Below are 19,352 nucleotides of genomic sequence, written 5' to 3'. Positions count from 1 at the left end.
TTTATCATTAATCAAATAACTATAGGATGATTACAATTAAAAAATATGCTGCTATTGATATAGGTTCGAATGCTGTTCGATTACTTATAATGAATATAGTTGAACAAGAAGGTAAGGAAACACAGTTCAATAAAAGTGCTTTATTTCGAGTGCCCATACGTTTAGGACAAGATGCGTTTACTGTAGGTGAAATTACTGAAGAAAATATTGCACGCATGGTTGATGCCATGAAAGCTTATAAACTTTTGATGGGGGTGTATAAGGTAGAAAAATATAAAGCTTGCGCAACCTCGGCCATGCGCGAAGCTTATAATGCTAAAGAAGTAGTTGATATTGTAAAGAAAAAAGCGGATATCAAGATAGATATCATTGATGGAAAAAAAGAAGCAGCTATAATTGCAGCTTCAGATTTGCATGCTTTTATAAAAACGGAACAAACCTATTTGTATGTTGATGTAGGGGGAGGCAGTACTGAATTTTCACTTTTTAGTGAAGGTAAAATGGTAGCCTCAAAATCTTTTAAGAATGGAACAGTTCGTTTATTAAATGAGATGGTCAATGATATTGTTTGGCAAGAAATAGAAAAATGGATTAAAAATGTGACTGAACCTTATGAGGAAATCACCCTTATAGGTTCTGGAGGAAATATCAATAAAATTTTTAAGTTATCTGGTAAATTACAAGATAAACCACTTTCGTATATCTATTTGAATAGTCAATACCAGTATTTGAATTCATTGACTTATGAGCAGCGTATTGCGGAATTAGGTTTAAATACTGACCGTGCGGATGTAATTATTCCAGCACTACGCATCTATTTGAATGCTATGAAGTGGAGTGGTGCGACTAAAATATATGTGCCCAAAATAGGACTTTCAGATGGTATTGTAAAGGCGATGTACTCAGATAAACTTTAAAAAAAGAGAGCCGTTTCTGTTACGAAACGGCTCTCTTTTTTTAGGCTTTATCTTTAAATTTTACCTCAAGACTATCATAAACTGAATACTGGATGGCAAAGAATATGGGGAATGAAAAGAAAATTCCGATGCATAAAGCAAAAATACCTAAATAGCCAATAAGTGTACCTATGATTATTAGAAGTAAAATTTGAAAGAAATTTGATTTACACTCAGTAACACTTTTAGAAATGGCATCCATAGCACTCAAATTACCAAAGATAATGTTAGGTAACATCGTAAACGTGAGTACAGAAATTGAAACAGAGCCTACAAATGATAAAATTTCACCTAAAAAATTATTTTTAAAAATAAAATCTATTGAAGATGAATACAGAAAATTTATAATTGAAATTATAAATGTACTCAATACAATTTTTGAAAAATAACTAGAATTTACATAAAAAAACAGAGCGTTAAAATTAGTTTTTTCTGTTTCATCTGTTTCTTTCATCATTTTTAAAATCCCTGCGGTAAAAGGAGCCGTTAGTACAGTTACAGAAACTAAAACCACAAAAAATACAAGTTTTGCTGTACTGCTTATGTTAGCTGTATTTAGTTTTTTGATATCTTCTAAAATATTGTCACCGGTATAAAAAGTTTGAATTGCAATACTATATAAGGTTACTAAAGCAAAGGTTAAAAACATAAAAGCTATACCCACTAGCCAAAAATTCTTTTTATAAATTTCAAAACTCTTTTCAATTGTTTTACCTAAATCTATTTTCTTCGTTGTATTCATTTTTTTTGGATTATAACCACTTTAAAATTTGTTTCACTAAATTGTACTTGCCTTTATAAGGTGCATATCGAAAAGGCATATCGATAAGATTTGATTTTTTTACGATAGATTTTTGATGCGAAAAAGTATCAAAACCTAATTTACCATGGTAACTTCCCATACCACTATGTCCTACACCTCCAAAAGGTAAGTTTTTATTTGAAAAATGCGAAACCGTATCGTTAATGCATCCGCCACCAAATGAAAATTTTGCTAAAACTTCTTCTTGGAACTTTTTATCGTTTGAGAAGAAATAAAATGCTAAAGGTTTTTCATAGCTTGAAAGTATTTGATACAATTCCCCTTTAGTCGTATACGTTAGTACAGGTAGGATGGGACCAAAAATTTCTTCTTGCATTACCGGACTCTCTAATTTAGGTTCATCCACTAAGGTGGGACTTACATAAAAATCAACCTCATTAGTTACGCCACCATAAAGGAGTTTTTGATTTTCTAATAGACCTACTTGTCTTTTCCAGTTTTTCAGATTAATGATACGAGCAAAATCTTCAGATATTTCAGGGTTTTCTCCTAATGCTTTTTCAATTTCTTGAATTAATAAAGAAACAAAAGTTTCTTTTACTCGCGCATGAACCATTAAGTAATCCGGAGCAATACAGGTTTGTCCAGCGTTGAATAATTTTCCCCAAGCAATGCGTTTGGCTGCTAATTTCAAGTCGGCTGTTTCATCGACAATACAAGGGCTTTTTCCGCCTAATTCGAGTGTGATAGGTGTTAAATGTTTGGCAGCCGCTTCAGCCACAATTTTCCCTACAGGTACACTTCCTGTAAAGAAAATATAATCCCAACGTTTACTCAATAAATCCTGAGCAATGGTATAATCCCCTGTAACTACGACCACTTGTTTGACATCAAAGGTTTCTCGAACAATTTTGGAAATAATTGCAGCACAATTTGGCGTTAATTCCGAAGGTTTGAGCGTTACACTATTTCCCGCAGCAACTGCAGCAATCAAAGGAGAAAAAGCCAATTGAATAGGGTAGTTCCATGGACTGATGATTAAAACTTTTCCGTAGGGTTCTGAATAAATATAATCAGAAGATGGGAAATTTAATAACGATGGAAATACACGTTTGGGTTTTGCCCACGAGTTCAAATTTTTCAACGTATATTTTAAATCATTTAGGATATACGAAGTTTCAGAAACCATACTTTCAAATACGGGTTTCTTGAAATCTTTTTGCAAAGCCTCGTGCATTTCATTTTCATAACGCTTTAGATTGGATAATAATTTTTCTAAAGCTATTTTTCTTTCTTTTACGGTGTACATAGCTGGGGATTTTTACAAAAATAGAAATTAAATAGCATTCCAAATCACTTCGTCTGGAACGGGTGCGGTTATATTTAAAATTTCTTTGGAAACGGGATGTGTCAATTTCAAATTTCGCGCATGTAAATGAATCCCTCCATCGGGGTTACTTCTGTCAAAACCATATTTCAAATCACCTTTTATAGGACAACCAATAGCTGACAATTGCGAACGTATTTGATGATGACGACCCGTGTGTAAATTAATTTCTAAGGCCACATAATTTTTCAATTCCTTGATGATTTTATAGTCTAAACTGGCTTTTTTACTCTCAGGAATTTCTTTTAAGTGTGCTTTAGAAGTATTGTTTTTTGGATTCCTTTTGAGAAAATGAACCAAATTATCCTCCGCTTTTGGCGGTTTGTTTTTGACTACTGCCCAATACGTTTTTTGAGTTTCTCTGTTCTTGAACAAATCATTCAAACGGGTTAAAGCCTTTGACGTACGGGCAAAAAGTACAATACCTGTAGTAGGTCTGTCTAAACGATGCACCACACCTAGAAATACTTCACCAGGTTTGTTGTATTTAGCTTTTATATATTCTTTGACTACATCAGAAAGCGGTTTGTCACCCGTTTTATCGCCTTGAACAATATCGCCTACACGTTTATTCACCACGATAATGTGGTTGTCTTCATATAAAACTTGTAGGTTTTCTTTGGTAGAAAGTATTTTAGACATTTAGAATTACTTAGATATTTAGATTGCTTAGATTTTTAAATTAGAACGAAATTTAGATGTCATTTTAATAATTTCATCGAGTTGAGCTATAATTAATTCCGATTTTCTGGACTTATAAAGCCTAAATCAGTAGCGATTAAAAGTAGTGTTTCAATTTCATATTATTTGATATATTTCTGAACATAACAATCTACTTTTTTTCCAAATACTTAACTCTTTGAATTTATGCATTTATAAATCTAATAAGTCTAACAATCCAATTAAGTCTAATAATCTAAAAGTTATTAAAAATTAATATTGTTCATTAGCATTAGGGAAATCCACAGCTTTTACATCTGATACATATTGTCCAATAGCCTTGGTCATATCTTCGTATAAATTCATATAACGACGTAAAAAACGTGGGCTAAATTCATGTGTCATGCCTATCATATCATGGGTTACTAGCACTTGTCCGTCCACACCGCTACCAGCACCAATTCCAATAACTGGAATCGAGATACTCTCGGCTACTTTTTGCGCTAAATGCGCTGGAATTTTTTCTAATACTAAGGCAAAGCAGCCTATTTTTTCTAATAATTTAGCATCTTCAATCAATTTTTCCGCTTCAGCTTCTTCTTTAGCACGTACGGTATAGGTTCCGAATTTATAAATCGATTGTGGCGTTAATCCTAAATGTCCCATTACAGGAATTCCGGCTTGTAATATTTTTTTGATAGAATCTTTTATTTCCTTTCCACCTTCTAATTTCACAGCATGACCGCCACTTTCTTTCATCACTCGAATTGCTGAACGTAACGCTTCTTTTGAATCAGACTGATAAGTTCCAAAAGGTAAATCTACCACGACTAACGCTCGCTCACAGGCTCTTACAACGGCTGAAGCATGATAAATCATTTGGTCTAATGTAATCGGTAAAGTAGTTTCGTGACCAGCCATAACATTACTTGCTGAGTCACCTACTAGAATTACATCCACTCCTGATGAGTCTACAATTTTTGCCATAGTGTAATCGTATGCCGTAAGCATCGAAATTTTTTCACCTTTGGCTTTCATATCAAATAACGATTTGGTAGTTACTCTTTTGTAATCACTTTTTGCTGTTGACATATTAAAATTAGCGTTTAGGATTTAGAATTCAGAAAATCAAATTTAGATTCTAGAATTCGGAAAAATCGAATTTAGAGTGTAAAATTAGTAAAAAGAAAACGTATGTAACAAATAAGTTAAGAAATCGTCCTATAATAAACGTGTATTATGAGAAGATTCATTTTTTTACTTTTGATTTTGTTGCCCTTTTATTCGAATGCCCAAGAAATGGCGGTAAAAAAAACGATTGAAACCTTCTTTGAAGCCTTTCATGCTAAAGATTCTTTACAAATGAAATCAGTCTGTCATCAGGATTTGTTGTTGCAGTCCATTTTAGAAGGTGCAAAAGGAACCAAATTAATAACCGAAGACCAAAAAGATTTTTATAAAGCCATCACATCTTTCCCGAAAGATTTAAAATTTGAAGAAAGACTATTGGAATATAAAATTCAATGGGATGGAGCTATGGCACACGCTTGGACACCGTATATGTTTTTAATTAATGGGAAAGTAGTTCATACTGGTGTAAATTCCTTTACTTTGTTATTAGAAAACGGACAGTGGAAAATAGTCCATATTATAGACACAAGAAGGAAGAAATGAAATTTTTAAAATTACTGGTTTTAGCATCGAGTTTTGGGTGCATGGCACAAGATAGTTTAGCAGAGAAAAAAGTAAAGGTTGATTTTTCAGGATATATCGAAACTTTTTATGCTTATGATTTTGAAGAACCTGAGCAGCGAAATAATTATACTTTTCTTTATAATCATAACCGTCACAATGATTTTAATGTTAATATGGCTTTATTAAAAGCAGCAATAAATTACGAAAATGTATATGCTAATATCGCAATACATGGAGGTACCTATGTTACGGATAATTATGCATCAGAAGATATTAAGTTTTTAAATGAAGCTTATGTAGGTTTATTTTTAGATAAAAAACAACAAACTAGTATTGAAGCGGGTATTATGCCAAGCAATATAGGTTTTGAAACAGCAAATTCGCATGCAAATTTAACCGTTACACGTTCAATTCTTGCCGAAAACTCTCCTTATTATTTAACAGGTTTCAAATTAAATCATCAAGTAAACGAAAAATTATCGTTCGCTTTCTTAGTTACTAATGGTTGGCAACGTATCAAGAAAATAAATGGAAAAATAGCCCCTTCAATAGGTACACAATTAACATATAAAACAAATTCAAAATCTGTTTTCAACTGGAGTACTTTTTTGGGTAAAGAAACTCTAGGGTCTGATTTTACAACTCGTTTTTTTAATAATTTATATTATGATTTTGCGTACAACGATCGTTGGAGAAATATTTTAGGTTTTGATTTAGGACTTCAAAAATCTATTGATTCAAATGCTTGGTATAGTTGGTGTAGTCCTGTTTTTATCACCCAGTTTAAATGTAATCCGAAATGGAATTTGGCTTATCGTATGGAGTATTATGATGATGCTAAAAATATATTGATAGCTATAAATGATGTGCCATTTAAAACAATAGGAAATTCATTTAATATTGATTTTTTACCTAATTCAAGAGCTAAAGTTAGGGCAGAAGCTAAATGGTTTCATGCAACAGAAAATATATTTGATCAAGGAAAAAGCAAAGAAAATTTTTCGATAACCAGTACTTTGAGTTTCGAATTTTAGAATTAGCTAAATAATATTCGTTTACTTATACATCTAACATGATTAAATGCTCATGGCTAGCTATGATTAATTCCTCAAAAAAAAGGGTGAATTCGTTTTCAAATTCTTTATAATTCAAAGTTAATTCCTGTATAGCCATTGGCATATTTGCTTTGTGTTGTGTTTTATAATCCATTTGAAAAAGAATCATTTCAAGACCAGCAATACTGGCATAGCTACTTAGCCAATCTCTAGCAATCATGTATGGGAGCATGTTTTTTGCTTTGTCAGTTAGAAGTTGATAATTTTTTTGTAGTGAATTGTAAAAATTTTCAGCAAAAGAATTTAGAGGGATATTGTGATATTTTTTCCAATTTTTAGCTAAAAAATGATCATACACGATATCCATAATCACACCTGAATAATGACCAAAATTTTGATGCAGTCGGTGTTTACTTTTCCTATATACGGGATGGTTGTCGGTAAAGGAATCAATAAAACGATGCAAAATAACACCCTTTTGGATTTCTGGATGCATGGTTAAATAGTCTTTACCACGAATTCCGTCGGCCATAAAATTGCCAATAGCTAATAATTCGCGATCACCAGATAAATAGATATGAGCTAAAAAGTTCAAAATTGATTTTTGTTTTTTTAGGAGTTTTCTAGTTATAAATATAGTTTTTTTAGTTGAATCTTTGATTTATATTTGTTCACTTTTATTATAAACTTAAAATAACTACACATAGAATGACTTTAATAAAATCAATCTCAGGTATTAGAGGAACAATTGGTGGTAAAGTGGGAGATAATCTAACTCCTGTTGATGCTGTTAAATTCGCATCGGCCTATGGAACTTTTCTAAAACGTAATATAAATAAAGATAAACTTAAAGTATGTATTGGGCGTGATGCACGTATTTCAGGGCCTATGATTCATAATCTAGTGGTAAATACACTAATAGGTTTAGGGATAGATGTAATTGATTTAGGTTTATCTACAACACCCACAGTTGAAGTTGCTGTACCCTTAGAACAAGCGGATGGCGGTATCATATTAACGGCTTCTCATAATCCAAAACAATGGAATGCACTTAAATTATTAAATGCTAAAGGAGAGTTTTTAAGTGGTGCTGATGGTGCACAGATTTTAGAAATTGCTGAAACCGAAGCTTTTGATTTTGCTTTAGTAGATGATCTAGGTGAGTTGACTGAAAATAATGCTTATATGGACATTCATATTGATGAAGTATTAGCATTGCCATTAGTTGATACAGATTTAGTAAAATCAAAGAAATATAAAGTTGTAGTTGATGGTGTCAATTCTTCAGGAGGAATTATAATTCCAAAACTTTTAGAAGAAATGGGGGTGGAAGTAGTAAAATTATACTGCGAACCTAATGGGCATTTCCCTCACAATCCAGAACCCTTAAAAGAGCATTTAGGAGATATTTGTAAATTAGTAGTGGATGAGCAAGCTGATTTTGGTATCGTAGTGGATCCAGATGTTGATCGTTTGGCATTTATTTCAAATGATGGCGAAATGTTTGGCGAAGAGTATACTTTAGTGGCTGTTGCTGATTATGTGTTGAGCAAAACACCAGGAAACACAGTTTCTAATATGTCTTCGTCAAGAGCTTTACGTGATATTACTTTGAAGCATGGAGGGGATTATCAAGCAAGTGCTGTGGGTGAAGTAAATGTAGTTGAATTGATGAAATCAACTCATGCAATTATAGGAGGCGAAGGTAACGGTGGTATCATTTATCCAGAGCTTCATTATGGGCGCGATGCTCTTGTAGGGGTTGCTTTATTCTTAACCTATTTAGCAAATCAGGAACAAACTGTTACTCAACTGAGAGCTTCATATCCACAGTATTTTATGAGTAAAAATAAAATTGAATTAACACCTCAAATTGATGTTGATGCGGTTATGAAGCAAATAGCAACTATTTATAGTAAAGAAAATATTTCAACAATTGATGGGGTTAAAATTGATTTCGAAAAGGAATGGGTACATTTAAGAAAATCAAATACAGAGCCTATTATACGAATTTATACAGAAGCACCAACACAAAATGAAGCAGATGTTCTTGCAGAACGTTTTGTGGGCGAATTGAAACAAATAGCCGCTGTTTAGTTAAAGATTTTGTTAAAATAAAAAAAAAACGCAATGATTTGATTTTCATTGCGTTTTTACTTTAGAAAAAAATAAATTTTATTTACTCAAATTTTTCATTTCTTTTTCTATCATTTCATAAAATTGGTCAATTTTAGGCATAATGATAATACGTGTTCTACGGTTTTTAGCACGATTGTCGGGAGTATCATTTTCCGCTAAAGGAATATGAAAACTTCTACCTGCTGGAATCAATTGTTTTGGATTTACTGCCAAATCTTTCTCTAAAACACGAACAATTGAGGTAGCACGCTTAACCGATAAATCCCAGTTGTCTAATAAAACTGAATTTTTAATAGGTAAATTATCCGTATGACCTTCAACCATACATTCAAAATCAGGTTTACTATTGATAACCTTGGCTACTTTTCCTAACACGTTTTTCGCACGGTCACCCACTTCATAACTACCAGATTTGAATAATAAATTATCCGCAATAGAAATCATAACTACACCTTTTTCAACATTGATGTTGATGTCAGGATCGTCTATGCCCACTTCTTTTTTCAAGCTGGTCACTAAAGCAAGGGTTACCGAATCCTTTTTGGTTAAAGCATCTTGAAGACGGTTGATTTTTAAATCTTTTTCTTTAATCGTCTCTAAGGCTTTTTCGATATTTTGAGCTCCTTTTTGTGTTAAAACCGTCATTTCTTTTGACGAATTAATCAAATCGGAGTTGTTTTTTCTTAAATTTTGATTTTCATTCTGTAGGGCGGATAAAGTCGCATTAAGTCCTGATTTTTCTTCTAAACACGAATTTAATTTGATAGTTGCCGTATTTAGCAAGTCTTGTGTTTCTTTATTTTTGGCTTCTAATTCAGCAAATTTCTTCTTAGATACACAAGAAGTGGTTACTATACTTAAGGCAGATAAAACTAAAATAGATTTTCTCATAGTTTTTGGTTTAATTTTTGAATAGGTCAGCAAAAACTTTGCCGTTTTTAATAAAATAACGATAAACAATCGAGTTTATTTTGTAATAATTTTCTTTCTGTGTTTGATTTCTCTTTTTCAAATACTTAGGTAAATGGGTATAGAAATAAAAATGCGATTTTAAAACGGCCCATAAGTGTTTGGGTTTGCCTTCGGCTAAAAACTTAACACCGGCAATACCATCAAAAATCATTCGGATGAATAAAACTGGGAATAATTTTCTTGTGGGTAGATTTTTAGTCATCATCCATAAAGAATTACGGAAATTCAAAAATGTTTTCATTGGACTACCTGTTTGTAGGGTTGCGCCTCCCACATGATACACCGTAGAAAGTCCACAATATTGAATTTTATAGCCTTGGTTAAAAGCTCGCCAACACAAATCAATTTCTTCTTGGTGGGCAAAAAAATCAGCATCTAAACCATTTAAAGCTCTAAAAACCTCTTTTCGAATAAAAAAACAAGCGCCTGTAGCCCAAAAAATATCAATGACATCATTATATTGCCCTTTATCTTCTTCCAAAGTATCAAAAATACGTCCTCTACAAAAAGGAAATCCGTATTTATCTATAAATCCTCCACCAGCGCCTGCATACTCAAACATTTTTTTGTTTTTGAAATCAAGAATTTTAGGTTGGGCGATGGCTAGTGTTGCATCATTTTCAAATAAAGTAATGATGGGTTGCAACCAATTTTCAGTAACTTCAATATCTGAATTTACTAGAGCGTAAATTTCCTCTTCCACTTGCTCCAACGCCACATTGTAGCCCTTAGCATAACCAAAATTTCCTGTGTTTTGAATGATTTTTACACTTGGAAAAGTCGATTGCACAAACGAAACAGAGTTGTCAGTTGAGGCATTATCAGCTACATACACCGTAGCTTCTGGAGAATATTGAATGACGGAGGGTAAAAATTGTTCCAGCAACTTTTGTCCATTCCAATTGAGTATAACAACAGCGATTTTTTTCATAGAAAAGGGCAACTAATTTTATAAGAAGCCTATTTTTTAATGTATTTGAATAAAATTTTTAAAAGCACAAAAATAAGCACAAGGAAATAAAAAGCTGTTAAAACATACTTAATAATCGTGCAAGTGCTCGAAAAACGTACCAACTCTTTTGAAACAGTAGGATGACTTATTAACAAACGCATCACACTGAAGTTTTCTAAATAATCGAAAGTATTGGCAACTATGGGTAAATAAATTCCATACTTCAAAGAACTCTCTAAAGCATTTATTTTTTTAAGGAAAAAAGCTAAGAATAAACAACAACTCACAGCAAATAAGAAGGGAAACACCATATCTAATGGCAGTTGTTGGGTCAAATATACGTGTCTACCTTCTGCTCCTAATTTCTCTAATAATAGTTGTGCTTCCTCAAAGGAATAACCTGTAACTCGAGCATCAAATATTTTAGTATCGGTAAAATTTGTATTAGGTACTTGTAGCCCAAGCATCAAAATAAAAACGATTTGAGAGAGAAGCAACCATAGTGCTACTTTCTTGCCCTGCAAATGTTTTTGAATGTAGTACAACATGTTACAATCTTTTAAATTCAGGTAAATCTCGTAAAAAATGATAGGTTTCCATTTCAAAATCCATTGTACAAAAAAAATGGTTCAAACCATTAGTAACCATTAAATATTGAGCCTTCAAAATTAAGTTGTAACGCGCAATTTGGTCAAAAGTTTGTTGACTTATCGGTACTTCGGGGGCTTTACATTCAATCAATAAAAATATCGAACCATCCGGTTGAAAAACAACAATATCATAGCGTTTGTTCATGCCATTTATCCGTACAATTTTCTCTACATTAACATAGGATTTTGGATATTTTTTTTCGTCTAATAAAAAACGAACCACATGTTGTCGTACCCATTCCTCAGGAGTTAGTACCACGAACTTTTTGCGAATTTCATCAAAGATAGATACTTTATTTTCGCTATTTTTGAACCGAAAGTTATAATTAGGAAAATTGAGTTTATTCAAATTGTGTTTATAGTTAATGGTTAGTTGTTTTTTGTTATGGCAAAAATAGAAAAATTTGAGGATTTAGAAATTTGGAATATTGCTAGAGAGATTTGTATCGATATAGAACAATTATTTGAAACAACAAGTTTAGGAAAACGTTATGCTTTAAAAGACCAAATGGACAGAAGTTCTGGTTCAATAATGGATAATATAGCCGAAGGGTTTGAACGAAATGGTACTAGAGAATTTATAAATTTTTTAAGTTTTTCGAAAGGTTCCTGTGGCGAACTAAAATCACAATTATATAGGTCATTGACAAAAAATTAATTACTAATGAAGAATTTACTATTTTATCTGCTAAAATTGAACTTGTTAAGAACAAAATTGGTTCATTCATGAAATATTTGAATAATACCGATACTAAAGGTTTGAAGTTTAACAATAAACAATAAACAACAAACCGTAAACGATAATATAATGGATGAAGTTTTAAATATAATTAAGGATATAAAAGCAGGGAACATTAAGCCTATTTATTTTTTAATGGGCGAAGAACCTTATTATATCGACAAATTGTCAGAATATATTGAAGAAAATATCTTGCAGGAGCACGAACGTGATTTTAATCAAACTGTCCTGTATGGTCGTGATATTACGGTTGAAGACATTGTAGCCAATGCGAAGCGTTATCCTATGATGGCCGACAAACAAGTGGTCATTGTGAAAGAAGCACAGGAACTTTCTAGAACGATTGAAAAGTTAGAAAGCTATGCTGAAAAACCTCAAGAGACTACCGTTCTTGTGATTTGTTATAAATATAAAACACTAGATAAAAGAAAGAAAGTAACGAAAGTCTTGGAAAAAAATGGGTTGGTTTTTGAAAGTAAAAAACTTTATGAAAACCAAGTTGGGACTTGGCTTACTCGTGTATTAAAAGGAAAGAAACTGCAAATTGAACCTAAAGCTTCACAAATGTTTGTCGATTTTTTAGGCACCGATTTGAGTCGCATTGCAAATGAAGTAGATAAATTAGCCATCATTTTGCAACCAGGCGAAACCATAACGCCAGCTATTATTGAAGAAAATATTGGTTTTAGTAAAGATTTTAACCCCTTTGAATTTCGCAAAGCCATTGGAGAAAAAAATCAATTGCAAGCCTACAAAATTGCCGACCATTTTGCCCAAAACCCAAAAGATAATCCTATTGTATTGACTATTGGTTTAGTGTTTAGTTTCTTTTCACAACTCTTACAATACCATGGATTGAAAGATAAGAATCCAAAAAATGTTGCTTCGGTTTTAAAAGTGAACCCTTATTTTGTAAAAGATTACGAATTGGCCGCACGTAATTATCCCATGAAAAAAGTAAGTGCCATAGTAGCAACTTTAAAAGATGTTGATTTGAAAAGTAAAGGCGTTGGGGCTAGTAACATGCCCATGGGGGATTTATTAAAAGAAATGTTGGTTAAAATTTTTAGTTAAGAAACTATATGAAGACAATAATTAAAAATACAGTTTTAGTATTTCTGGGTTTACTATTAGGAAGTTTTGTAAATATGGGAATTTTAATCGCTGGGAGTTCATTAATTCCTTTACCTAAAGGCGTTTCTATGGCTAATCCACAGAGTTTAAAGGCGGGGATACGTCTTTTTGAACCCATACATTTTGTTACTCCTTTTTTAGCCCATGCTTTAGGTACTTTTATTGGGGCATTTCTAGTTGCTAAATTTGCAGCATCAAATAAGTTTACACTTGCTATGATTGTAGGAGCTTTCTTTTTATTGGGAGGAATTTCTAATGTAATTTCCATTCCTGCACCAAACTGGTTTTGTACTATAGATTTACTTTTTGCGTATATTCCTATGGCATTTTTAGGCTGGAAAATTACAACAATGAAGAAATAGTAAGGTTAAGTTTTATAAAACCTTAAAAATCCCGATATTTGCAATCCAAATTATAAATCGACCATAACAAAAAAAAAGATGAGTGTAGGAATGAATAAAAATACTGTTTTAGGCTGGGCAACCCTAATTATGATATTGATGGGGTTAATAATTTTAGGTTTAGCAGTTTACCGTTATGATGATGTTGCAGGCTGGGGTTTTGGAGCGGTAGGTATTGGTTTTTTTGCTATAGCTTGGGTGTTTAACGCGTTGAAAGGGAGGGTTTAAATGATTAAACAAATTGCTTTATTTAGTTCTTTTTTTATTGTAGTAAATCATAGTAGCGCACAAGTAGGTATTGGTACTACAAATCCTACTAATACTTTAGAAATTACAAATGGAACTGCTGGTCAATCTGGTTTGCGATTTTCTAATTTAAATTCGAGTTCAGCAGTTTCATCTGATACGAGTTCAAAGCTGTTAGCAGTTGATGCTTCTGGAGATGTTGTTGTAAGTCCTATTAATAATTTTATTTCTAAAACGGGTAGTTACACAGCTGCCACTCCTTCAAACTCAACAATTGTAATAGGAGAAATTGAGTGCAGATATAAAGGGGCAACCGTAGGGGCTCCTGCTTCTGGACCTCAAGTAAATTTAGAGTTTCGTTCTTCTTCAGCGAGTACATTAAATGCTACCAGTTGTGGTTATGAAAGATATCAAGGAGGAATAGGTAGTAGTACATGTACTAATGTGACTTTAAACACTAATTCTGGAGCTTTTACTGAGTTAGCAGCTGGAGGTTTAACAAACAATGAAATACTAATATATACTCTAGTAACTGCTACAGGTTCTATATATGAAATTACTTTAATGGACAGAGCAGGAACACAATGGTATATTTGGGCAAAAAGGATTAAATGATCTGAATGAATATTTTTTTGCTTGATTTAAAGTGAAAAATTATTCGTTTTATTGAATACTAAAATTATAATTTATAATACAAAAAAGAATGTCAGACGATAAGAAAGTAATATTTTCCATGCAAAAGGTAAGTAAGACTTACCAAGGTGCAGACAAACAAGTTTTAAAAAATATCTATTTAAGTTTCTTTTATGGAGCTAAGATTGGTATTTTGGGTTTAAATGGTTCTGGTAAATCTTCATTACTTAAAATTATTGCTGGGATTGACAAAAACTATCAAGGCGATGTAGTTTTTGCGCCTGGTTATACTGTAGGTTACTTAGAACAAGAGCCACAATTAGATGAAACTAAAACCGTTATTGAAATTGTTCGTGAGGGTGCTGCGGAAGCGGTAAAACTTTTAGAAGAATTCAATAAAATTAACGACGATTTTGGTTTACCAGAGGTTTACGAAGATGCAGACAAAATGCAGAAATTGATGGACCGTCAGGCGGAATTACAAGACAAAATTGACGCTTGTGGTGCTTGGGAATTAGACAATAAATTAGAAGTAGCCATGGACGCATTACGCTGTCCAGATGCTGATACTCCTATTAGTGTATTATCAGGAGGGGAACGTCGTCGTGTAGCATTGTGTCGTCTATTATTGCAAGAACCAGATGTTTTATTATTGGATGAGCCAACCAACCACTTAGATGCTGAATCAGTGCACTGGTTAGAACAACACTTACAGCAGTATAAAGGAACTATTATTGCTGTGACCCACGACCGTTATTTCTTAGATAACGTAGCTGGTTGGATTTTAGAATTAGACCGTGGTGAAGGTATTCCTTGGAAAGGGAATTACTCGTCTTGGTTAGACCAAAAAGCAAAACGTTTAGAACAAGAAGAAAAAACAGCTTCAAAACGTCGTAAAACCTTAGAACGTGAGTTAGATTGGGTACGCCAAGGTGCTAAAGGTCGTCAAACAAAACAAAAAGCACGTTTACAGAACTACGACCGTTTATTAAACGAAGACCAAAAACAATTAGAAGAAAAATTAGAATTATATATTCCAAATGGGCCACGTTTGGGTACTAATGTGATTGATGCTAAAAATGTAGCTAAAGCTTTTGGAGATAAATTATTATATGATAATTTAAATTTCACCTTACCACAAGCGGGTATTGTAGGGATTATTGGTCCCAATGGTGCTGGTAAATCTACTATTTTCAGAATGATTATGGGGGAACAAGTACCTGATGGTGGTTCTTTCGAAATCGGTGATACTGTTAAAATTGCGTATGTAGACCAGTCGCATGCTAATATTGACGTTAATAAAACTATTTGGGAAAACTTTTGTGATGGGCAAGAATTAATTATGATGGGTGGTCGTCAGGTGAATTCGAGAGCTTATTTATCAAAATTCAATTTCTCTGGTAGCGAGCAAAACAAAAAAGTATCCGCTTTGTCGGGTGGTGAACGTAACCGTTTGCACCTAGCTATGACTCTTCGTGAAGAAGGAAACGTATTGTTATTAGATGAGCCTACCAACGACTTAGACGTAAATACACTACGTGCTTTAGAAGAAGGTTTGGATAACTTTGCAGGATGTGCAGTAATCATTTCCCACGACCGTTGGTTCCTTGACCGTGTTTGTACACATATTTTAGCTTTTGAAGGGGATTCTCAAGTTTACTATTTTGAAGGTGGTTTCTCAGATTATGAAGAAAATCGTAAAAAACGCCTTGGTGATTTAGTGCCTACAAGAATCAAATATAAGAAGTTAGTTAGATAATTTTGAAGCTGTCCAAAAAGGACAGCTTTTTTTATGGCTGGATTCAAATTCATAATTACGGTCAAGCTTTATGAAATTATTTCCTTAATCAAGTCATAATCAAGTTGTATAATTGTATATGTGAAAAGGAGGAGGGGGGTAGGTAAAGTTATGTTATAAAAAGAGACTTTATTTCTAGTATTTTATCCTATAATTAGGTATTGCTTGGTTTTATCACTTTTAAAACATTGCTTTATATAAGAAAGTAATAAAAAAAGCTGCCCCAATTTTTTTGGAACAGCCTCTTGATAATAAGAATATATAGTATAGCGATGCAGACTATTTCTTTAATAAATCTCTGATTTGAGTTAACAACTCTTCTTGAGATGGTCCTGCTGGTGCTGCTGGTGCTGGTTCCTCTTTTTTCTTTAATGAGTTTAAAGCTTTTACCATCATAAAAATTACAAAAGCAATAACTAAGAAACTAATTATAGCAGCTAAGAATTTTCCGTATAAAATTCCACCGTCAGTCTTTAAATCAGCCAAGTTTTCTACTTGAGCGGCCTTTAAAGCTGGATTTAACAAAGCTGGTGTGATTACATCTTCAACAAAAGATTTTACAATCGCACTGAAAGCTCCACCAATGATAACTCCCACTGCTAAATCCATTACATTTCCTTTAGAAATAAAGTCTTTAAATTCTGAAACAAATCCCATAATCTTAATTGTTTTATTTGGTTAATATTTTAAAGCTACAAAATTATTTTTAAATATCATAAACTAAGATTATTCTCTGTAGAAAATTCTCGACACGCGACGCGAAATCCCAGTTAATATTTCATACGGAATGGTATCTATCGCTTTTGCAATAATTGTTACAGGTAAATCTTTTCCAAAAACTACCACTTCATTCCCTTCGGCACAATGAATATTTGTAACATCAATCATCAACATATCCATACAAATACTTCCTAAAATAGGTGCTTTTTGACCATTAACCAACAAATATCCCACACCACGTCCCCATTTTCTTGAAATTCCATCAGCATACCCTACAGGAACAACAGCCATTTTAGTTGGTTTTTCAACTAGGAAACGACGATTGTACCCCACGGTATCGCCCACTTTAAGTGTTCTAATTTGTGAAATCACCGATTTCATAGTACCTACTGTTTCTAAATACTTCATTTCGGTTTCATCATTAGAAACACCATACAAACCAACCCCTACACGCACCATATCAAATTCGCCTTCTGGATAATTACTAATCCCAGATGAGTTGCAAATATGTCGGGTGATTTTATAGTCTAACTGTTGTACGATTTCAGAAGATAAGGTATCAAAAAGCTTGATTTGACCAAGTGTAAATTCACGGTCGCTAGCGTTATCACTTTCCGCTAAATGCGATAGAATGGTTTTAATACTAACCAATTTGGTTTGTTTTACAATGGCAATCAATTCAGGTAACATTTCGGCGTCAAAACCCAAACGATTCATACCTGTATTCAGTTTTATATGAATCGGATAATGTTTTAACCCTTTTTCTTCTACAATTTTTAAAAAAGCTTTCAGCCCTCTTAAACTATAAATTTCAGGTTCCAACTGGTATTGAATAATCGACCTAAACGTGGTCATTTCAGGATTCATAACCATAATAGGGATGTCAATCCCTGCTTTTTTTAACTCGATACCTTCATCCGCAAACGCAACACCTAAATAATCAGCTTTGAGATGTGCCAATAATTTCGCAATTTCAAAACTACCGCTACCATACCCAAAAGCTTTCACCATTGCCATGATTTTGGTTTTGGGGTTTACTTTCGATTTGTAATAATTATAATTATGACTGATCGCATTCAGATTGATTTCTAATACTGTTTCATGTGTTTTTTCCTCTAACAAAGACACAATACGCTCAAACTCAAAGGTACGAGCTCCTTTTATCAATATGGTTTCATCTGAGAAATTTAAAGTATCAAATGCGTTAATCAAAGCATCCGTAGATTCGAAGGCGGTTGCATTAAGAAATTTAGCTTTGAACGTATTAATAGTATGTCCCACGCTTATGACACGTGTAATTTTATTAGATATAATTAACTGAGAAACCCTTCCATATAGCTCTTCATCCGTCAAACCTGATTGTAAAATATCCGAAATAATTAGGGTACGTTTTTTATGCTGTTTTTGACTTTGTAAGAAATCTAATGCAATTTTAAGAGATTGAAAATCGGAACTATAACTATCATCAATTAAAGTACAATTGTAAATCCCATTTTTTACTTTCAAACGCATTTCCACAGGATACAATGCAGACACTCGTTGCTGAATACTATCCTGGTCATAATTCAAATACAACAGGGTTAGTATACAATGCATGATATTTTCCAACGAAGCTTCATCGGTAAACGGAATGGTGACTTTAAAGCACAATTTTTTATACGTAATCAACAAATCCGATTGATTCCCCACCACTTTTTTCTGAAAGAAAACATCTGCCGCTCGGTCTTGAGTACTCCAAGTAAAGGTTTTGATACTTTTACTTAAAAAAGCTTCTATGGTTTTATTTTTATTTAAAATCAAAACTTCTACGGAGGTAAACAGTTTTAATTTTTCTTTTATTTTCTGAGCTACATCTGCAAAACCTTCATCGTGTGCCGAACCTATATTGGTCAAAATTCCAATGGTAGGTTGAATAATTCGTTGTAATTGTTGCATTTCATTCACCGTTGAAATACCAGCTTCAAAAATACCTAGATTATGCATTTCATTGATACCAATAACCGAAAGGGGTACCCCAACTTGCGAATTGTAACTCTTTGGACTTCTGATGATATTATAATCTGGACTCAATAAATAGTTTAACCATTCTTTGACTATGGTTTTCCCATTACTTCCCGTAATTCCAATGACTGGAAAATGAAATAATGTTCGGTAATAAGCCCCAAAATCCTGAAGTGCTTGTAACGAATTAGGAACGAGTATAAAATTAGCTTTTCCTTCACAACCTTCAGGTATGGTCTGTACTACAAAACTTCGTACACCTTCCTGTATCAATTGCGGGATGTATTGATGCGCATCATGATGTGGACCGACTAATGCAAAAAACAACGTATGCTCATTATTTTGATGCGAACGACTGTCTATAGAAACAGAATCGATAACTAAAGAACTGTCAATTCCTTTGAATTCACAGTCCAGTGCCGAAACAATTTGTTGTAAAGGAAGTGCCATA

General features: G+C 33.1%; 21 protein-coding genes. 10 read left to right on the top strand and 11 right to left on the bottom strand.

Annotated features, from left to right (window positions below):
* Window positions 1-26: 26 nt before the first annotated feature.
* Complete coding sequence (locus ACQY29_RS11235) at window positions 27-917, top strand: Ppx/GppA phosphatase family protein (RefSeq protein WP_428225277.1); 891 nt, start codon at window positions 27-29, stop codon at window positions 915-917.
* Window positions 918-957: 40 nt separating this feature from the next.
* Here ACQY29_RS11235 and ACQY29_RS11230 read toward each other — a convergent pair whose 3' ends face one another.
* From ACQY29_RS11230 to panB, 4 genes are all read right to left on the bottom strand, one after another.
* The gene (locus ACQY29_RS11230; protein WP_428225276.1) at window positions 958-1,698 is read right to left on the bottom strand and encodes a hypothetical protein; all 741 of its coding nucleotides are present in this window, start codon (window positions 1,696-1,698) and stop codon (window positions 958-960) included.
* Between the two features lie 10 nt (window positions 1,699-1,708).
* Window positions 1,709-3,028 (bottom strand): aldehyde dehydrogenase, encoded by a 1,320-nt coding sequence (locus tag ACQY29_RS11225; RefSeq protein ID WP_428225275.1) that lies wholly within the window; start codon window positions 3,026-3,028, stop codon window positions 1,709-1,711.
* A gap of 27 nt (window positions 3,029-3,055) precedes the next feature.
* On the bottom strand, window positions 3,056-3,748 hold the full coding sequence (locus tag ACQY29_RS11220) for an RluA family pseudouridine synthase (protein WP_428225274.1): 693 nt from the start codon (window positions 3,746-3,748) through the stop codon (window positions 3,056-3,058).
* A 291-nt stretch (window positions 3,749-4,039) separates the two neighbouring features.
* The gene (gene panB, locus ACQY29_RS11215; RefSeq protein WP_428225273.1) at window positions 4,040-4,858 is read right to left on the bottom strand and encodes a 3-methyl-2-oxobutanoate hydroxymethyltransferase; all 819 of its coding nucleotides are present in this window, start codon (window positions 4,856-4,858) and stop codon (window positions 4,040-4,042) included.
* A gap of 147 nt (window positions 4,859-5,005) precedes the next feature.
* Here panB and ACQY29_RS11210 point away from each other — a divergent pair, with 147 nt between their 5' ends.
* Entirely contained in the window at window positions 5,006-5,440 is a 435-nt protein-coding gene (locus ACQY29_RS11210) for a nuclear transport factor 2 family protein (protein WP_428225272.1), read from the top strand.
* Window positions 5,437-6,495: an outer membrane beta-barrel protein gene (locus tag ACQY29_RS11205; RefSeq protein ID WP_428225271.1), complete on the top strand. Its 1,059-nt coding sequence runs from the start codon at window positions 5,437-5,439 to the stop codon at window positions 6,493-6,495. The genes ACQY29_RS11210 and ACQY29_RS11205 overlap by 4 nt, the downstream gene beginning before the upstream one ends.
* A gap of 25 nt (window positions 6,496-6,520) precedes the next feature.
* On the opposite strand, the gene ACQY29_RS11200 is transcribed toward ACQY29_RS11205, so the two are convergent.
* Complete coding sequence (locus ACQY29_RS11200; RefSeq protein WP_428225270.1) at window positions 6,521-7,111, bottom strand: ACP phosphodiesterase; 591 nt, start codon at window positions 7,109-7,111, stop codon at window positions 6,521-6,523.
* 113 nt (window positions 7,112-7,224) lie between these two features.
* On the opposite strand from ACQY29_RS11200, the gene glmM reads away from it, so the two are divergent.
* Window positions 7,225-8,613 (top strand): phosphoglucosamine mutase, encoded by a 1,389-nt coding sequence (glmM, locus tag ACQY29_RS11195; protein WP_428225269.1) that lies wholly within the window; start codon window positions 7,225-7,227, stop codon window positions 8,611-8,613.
* A gap of 78 nt (window positions 8,614-8,691) precedes the next feature.
* Here the strand turns inward: glmM and ACQY29_RS11190 are convergent, their stop codons facing one another.
* From ACQY29_RS11190 to ACQY29_RS11175, 4 genes are read right to left on the bottom strand one after another with little or no spacing between them, the layout of a single operon-like run.
* A complete protein-coding gene (locus ACQY29_RS11190) occupies window positions 8,692-9,546 on the bottom strand; it encodes an OmpA/MotB family protein (protein ID WP_428225268.1) in 855 nt (284 codons plus the stop codon).
* A gap of 10 nt (window positions 9,547-9,556) precedes the next feature.
* On the bottom strand, window positions 9,557-10,558 hold the full coding sequence (locus ACQY29_RS11185; protein ID WP_428225267.1) for a glycosyltransferase family 2 protein: 1,002 nt from the start codon (window positions 10,556-10,558) through the stop codon (window positions 9,557-9,559).
* Window positions 10,559-10,587: 29 nt separating this feature from the next.
* Entirely contained in the window at window positions 10,588-11,127 is a 540-nt protein-coding gene (locus tag ACQY29_RS11180) for a hypothetical protein (protein WP_428225266.1), read from the bottom strand.
* A 1-nt stretch (window position 11,128) separates the two neighbouring features.
* Window positions 11,129-11,578: a type I restriction enzyme HsdR N-terminal domain-containing protein gene (locus ACQY29_RS11175; RefSeq protein WP_428225265.1), complete on the bottom strand. Its 450-nt coding sequence runs from the start codon at window positions 11,576-11,578 to the stop codon at window positions 11,129-11,131.
* A 36-nt stretch (window positions 11,579-11,614) separates the two neighbouring features.
* On the opposite strand from ACQY29_RS11175, the gene ACQY29_RS11170 reads away from it, so the two are divergent.
* From ACQY29_RS11170 to ettA, 6 genes are all read left to right on the top strand, one after another.
* The gene (locus ACQY29_RS11170; protein ID WP_428225264.1) at window positions 11,615-11,887 is read left to right on the top strand and encodes a four helix bundle protein; all 273 of its coding nucleotides are present in this window, start codon (window positions 11,615-11,617) and stop codon (window positions 11,885-11,887) included.
* A gap of 150 nt (window positions 11,888-12,037) precedes the next feature.
* Complete coding sequence (holA, locus tag ACQY29_RS11165; protein ID WP_428225263.1) at window positions 12,038-13,042, top strand: DNA polymerase III subunit delta; 1,005 nt, start codon at window positions 12,038-12,040, stop codon at window positions 13,040-13,042.
* An 8-nt stretch (window positions 13,043-13,050) separates the two neighbouring features.
* Window positions 13,051-13,464 (top strand): hypothetical protein, encoded by a 414-nt coding sequence (locus ACQY29_RS11160; RefSeq protein ID WP_428225262.1) that lies wholly within the window; start codon window positions 13,051-13,053, stop codon window positions 13,462-13,464.
* A 90-nt stretch (window positions 13,465-13,554) separates the two neighbouring features.
* Window positions 13,555-13,731: a CAL67264 family membrane protein gene (locus ACQY29_RS11155; protein ID WP_428225261.1), complete on the top strand. Its 177-nt coding sequence runs from the start codon at window positions 13,555-13,557 to the stop codon at window positions 13,729-13,731.
* On the top strand, window positions 13,732-14,364 hold the full coding sequence (locus tag ACQY29_RS11150) for a hypothetical protein (protein WP_428225260.1): 633 nt from the start codon (window positions 13,732-13,734) through the stop codon (window positions 14,362-14,364).
* 88 nt (window positions 14,365-14,452) lie between these two features.
* Window positions 14,453-16,141 carry an energy-dependent translational throttle protein EttA gene (gene ettA / locus ACQY29_RS11145; protein WP_428225259.1) on the top strand — a complete coding sequence of 563 codons (1,689 nt, stop codon included), beginning with the start codon at window positions 14,453-14,455 and terminating at the stop codon, window positions 16,139-16,141.
* 318 nt (window positions 16,142-16,459) lie between these two features.
* Here ettA and mscL read toward each other — a convergent pair whose 3' ends face one another.
* A complete protein-coding gene (gene mscL, locus ACQY29_RS11140) occupies window positions 16,460-16,837 on the bottom strand; it encodes a large conductance mechanosensitive channel protein MscL (RefSeq protein ID WP_428225258.1) in 378 nt (125 codons plus the stop codon).
* Between the two features lie 69 nt (window positions 16,838-16,906).
* Entirely contained in the window at window positions 16,907-19,351 is a 2,445-nt protein-coding gene (locus ACQY29_RS11135; protein ID WP_428225257.1) for a bifunctional UDP-N-acetylmuramoyl-tripeptide:D-alanyl-D-alanine ligase/alanine racemase, read from the bottom strand.
* Window position 19,352: the final 1 nt, after the last annotated feature.

This window comes from Flavobacterium sp., assembly GCF_965262375.1.
Taxonomy (GTDB): domain Bacteria; phylum Bacteroidota; class Bacteroidia; order Flavobacteriales; family Flavobacteriaceae; genus Flavobacterium.
This window is presented reverse-complemented; position numbering and strand designations above follow the sequence as displayed.

What these genes read in the sequence shown, in the direction of transcription:
- ACQY29_RS11210 (WP_428225272.1), top strand. Translation starts at nt 5,006, where the DNA reads ATGAGAAGATTCATTTTTTTACTTTTGATTTTGTTGCCCTTTTATTCG.
- ACQY29_RS11190 (WP_428225268.1), bottom strand. Translation starts at nt 9,546, where the DNA reads ATGAGAAAATCTATTTTAGTTTTATCTGCCTTAAGTATAGTAACCACT.
- ACQY29_RS11150 (WP_428225260.1), top strand. Translation starts at nt 13,732, where the DNA reads ATGATTAAACAAATTGCTTTATTTAGTTCTTTTTTTATTGTAGTAAAT.
- ACQY29_RS11170 (WP_428225264.1), top strand. Translation starts at nt 11,615, where the DNA reads ATGGCAAAAATAGAAAAATTTGAGGATTTAGAAATTTGGAATATTGCT.
- holA (WP_428225263.1), top strand. Translation starts at nt 12,038, where the DNA reads ATGGATGAAGTTTTAAATATAATTAAGGATATAAAAGCAGGGAACATT.
- ACQY29_RS11160 (WP_428225262.1), top strand. Translation starts at nt 13,051, where the DNA reads ATGAAGACAATAATTAAAAATACAGTTTTAGTATTTCTGGGTTTACTA.
- ACQY29_RS11225 (WP_428225275.1), bottom strand. Translation starts at nt 3,028, where the DNA reads ATGTACACCGTAAAAGAAAGAAAAATAGCTTTAGAAAAATTATTATCC.
- ACQY29_RS11135 (WP_428225257.1), bottom strand. Translation starts at nt 19,351, where the DNA reads ATGGCACTTCCTTTACAACAAATTGTTTCGGCACTGGACTGTGAATTC.
- ACQY29_RS11180 (WP_428225266.1), bottom strand. Translation starts at nt 11,127, where the DNA reads ATGTTGTACTACATTCAAAAACATTTGCAGGGCAAGAAAGTAGCACTA.
- ACQY29_RS11185 (WP_428225267.1), bottom strand. Translation starts at nt 10,558, where the DNA reads ATGAAAAAAATCGCTGTTGTTATACTCAATTGGAATGGACAAAAGTTG.
- ACQY29_RS11220 (WP_428225274.1), bottom strand. Translation starts at nt 3,748, where the DNA reads ATGTCTAAAATACTTTCTACCAAAGAAAACCTACAAGTTTTATATGAA.
- mscL (WP_428225258.1), bottom strand. Translation starts at nt 16,837, where the DNA reads ATGGGATTTGTTTCAGAATTTAAAGACTTTATTTCTAAAGGAAATGTA.
- ACQY29_RS11155 (WP_428225261.1), top strand. Translation starts at nt 13,555, where the DNA reads ATGAATAAAAATACTGTTTTAGGCTGGGCAACCCTAATTATGATATTG.
- ettA (WP_428225259.1), top strand. Translation starts at nt 14,453, where the DNA reads ATGTCAGACGATAAGAAAGTAATATTTTCCATGCAAAAGGTAAGTAAG.
- glmM (WP_428225269.1), top strand. Translation starts at nt 7,225, where the DNA reads ATGACTTTAATAAAATCAATCTCAGGTATTAGAGGAACAATTGGTGGT.
- panB (WP_428225273.1), bottom strand. Translation starts at nt 4,858, where the DNA reads ATGTCAACAGCAAAAAGTGATTACAAAAGAGTAACTACCAAATCGTTA.
- ACQY29_RS11235 (WP_428225277.1), top strand. Translation starts at nt 27, where the DNA reads ATGATTACAATTAAAAAATATGCTGCTATTGATATAGGTTCGAATGCT.
- ACQY29_RS11230 (WP_428225276.1), bottom strand. Translation starts at nt 1,698, where the DNA reads ATGAATACAACGAAGAAAATAGATTTAGGTAAAACAATTGAAAAGAGT.
- ACQY29_RS11205 (WP_428225271.1), top strand. Translation starts at nt 5,437, where the DNA reads ATGAAATTTTTAAAATTACTGGTTTTAGCATCGAGTTTTGGGTGCATG.